Genomic DNA, 2,111 nt, shown 5'->3' with positions numbered 1-2,111 from the left:
ATATCGCCGAAACTGAAGACGCCGTCGCCATTCACATCCTCGTACAGGCCGTCGTGATCGAGGTCCTGCGGAGGGTTGGCGCAGCCGGGAAGCGGTATTACGGCAGGCCCCGTGGCTTCGGAATACCAGTACCCCGCCGAGAGCGTATACGAGCTGCTCGCGGCAGTGCCGGCGACCTGCCCGACGGTGCCCTGCACCTGGTAGGAGGAGGAGCTCGCCGATCCTCCTCCGCCGCCGATGACGTTCCACGAAAGGTCGTAGTTCGCCGATGCCTGGGCCCCGGCGATCGCTACCAGAAGGATCACGCCCAGCAGTATCCACGGCTGCCGGGCGACGCCCCATCCATCACTGCAGCGTAACGATGACATCAAGGACCCCCGTTCCTTCATCAAGCGATCCCATCGCTTTGCCGAGCACCGTCCCGATCTGCGGGTTGTCGGCCTTCATGGCATGGCCGGGCGTCGGCGACGTGGTGAGGAGATCGCCCGGTTTGACTGCCCCGTAGGAGGCATCCACCTTGCACGGCACCCGGCCGGCGAGGGCGACGAGCGCTTCGCCGTCGTTGCCCTCCTCCTTTGTCCCGAGTGAGACGCCCGGGGCCGTCGAGACGATGCCGGCGACCGCGGTGTCGCAGGCTGTTGTCGACGGCTCGAGGATACCGTCGTCGCCGATCACGAGCACCGTGCCGGGCTCAGGTATGCCGCGTACAGCGGCATACTCCGCGATATCTGCGCCACCCCCGTCGTATTTTGCGGCGTACATATAATCCGGCGTGTAGACGCCGTACTTGTGGTCGGTGCGTTTGGTGTCCCCGTAGACGGTATAATTTGTCTCGCTGATCCCGACCGTGCCGTACCGGTTCTGGCTCACGCCGTAGACGCCGTCGCCGGCACCCTCATTCTGGCCGAAAATGGCGGGAACCCATTCATTCATGCTTTCGGTGAATCCCTCCACTCCCCGTGCCTGTTCACTGCGGGCAGTGACGCCTGGGCTGTTTGCCCCCCGTGTCGATGCATTCATACCGGGGCTGTTGGCGCCAAGTGTGATGGTTCTCGCACCATCGCTTCTGTCCCTTTCGGTGAAGGTGTATACGCCCACGCTATCAGACCATACTGTAAAGACGTAGATCCCAGTGTTTCCAGTGCCTTGTGTACCGACTAATATACCAGTGGTATCCTCGGCGTTCGCATAAGCAGCTATAGCTTCGCTCCCTTTACCAGATGTTTGGATAAAGATACCCTCGCTGTTTGCACCTGTTGTCCTGATAACGATACCGGGATTCAGTGCATTCTTTGTGCTCACGTTAACCCCTGCCGATCCCGGCCAGGATGTTCCCGCCTGGTTGGTAGTGAAGTAGCCGCCGTCCTTTCCGATACCATAGACGCCGACATCCCGGGTACTTTCCCCGTATAGTGCCGGGCTCTTCGCTCCTTCCGTGTAAGCGTATACGCCCTCGCTATAGTCGCCGAGTGTTATTGCGGTAATTCCGTTACTATCCCAGCCATCCGTCGTTGTGCGCATGCCATCGCTGTTGTCGCCATCGGTCGATGCGGAAACGCCCGGACTGCCGTTGCCATGCGTCTCCGCGTACACCCCCTCGCTGTTTTCGCCGGAAGTCACCGCGTAGACACCCTCGCTGTCAATGTTTGACGTGATTGCATACACGCCGGGACTGCTGATACCCATAGTTTCGGCAATTATGGCTGCACCCCCGTCTTGCGTCTTGATCGCATGCAGTCCCACGCCATCGATCCCGTCATTCGACGCGACGATCCCATGGCCTCGATCCCCGGTGGAGAGAGCCTGCACTGCAGTTCCATCGTTATTTATGAACGTTACGAGCGGATTTACCAGCGCCCCTTCGACCGTCGCTCCCGGCACGAGGCCCAGCGCATACGGCACGGGCCGGAACTCCTGCCGTGGAATGAGAACTTCGCCCCGGATCGAGATCTCCAGCCAGAGGCCCCGTCCGTCGTAATACTGCGAATCGAAATCCAATGCGGTGGTAAACAGGCCGTCCTGTACGGCGACCACGTGCGTATCGGTAGCGAGCGGTGTTCCTCCGCTGGCGACATCATAGAGCGAAAACACGATGTCGCCGGTGGTGGTGA

General features: G+C 60.7%; 2 protein-coding genes. Both read right to left on the bottom strand.

The features are described 5' to 3' along the window. The coding region (locus APR53_09425) for a hypothetical protein (protein ID KQC04846.1) at positions 1-368 on the bottom strand (368 nt) is incomplete at its 3' end. Further along, on the bottom strand, positions 346-2,111 hold a 1,766-nt coding region (locus APR53_09420; protein ID KQC04845.1), incomplete at its 5' end, for a hypothetical protein. The genes APR53_09420 and APR53_09425, both read right to left, overlap by 23 nt.

Origin of the sequence: Methanoculleus sp. SDB (assembly GCA_001412355.1) — an archaeon.
In the GTDB taxonomy this organism is placed as follows: Archaea; Halobacteriota; Methanomicrobia; order Methanomicrobiales; family Methanomicrobiaceae; genus LKUD01.
Note: the sequence above shows the minus strand (reverse complement) of the source record. Positions and strands in the feature narration are given on the sequence as shown.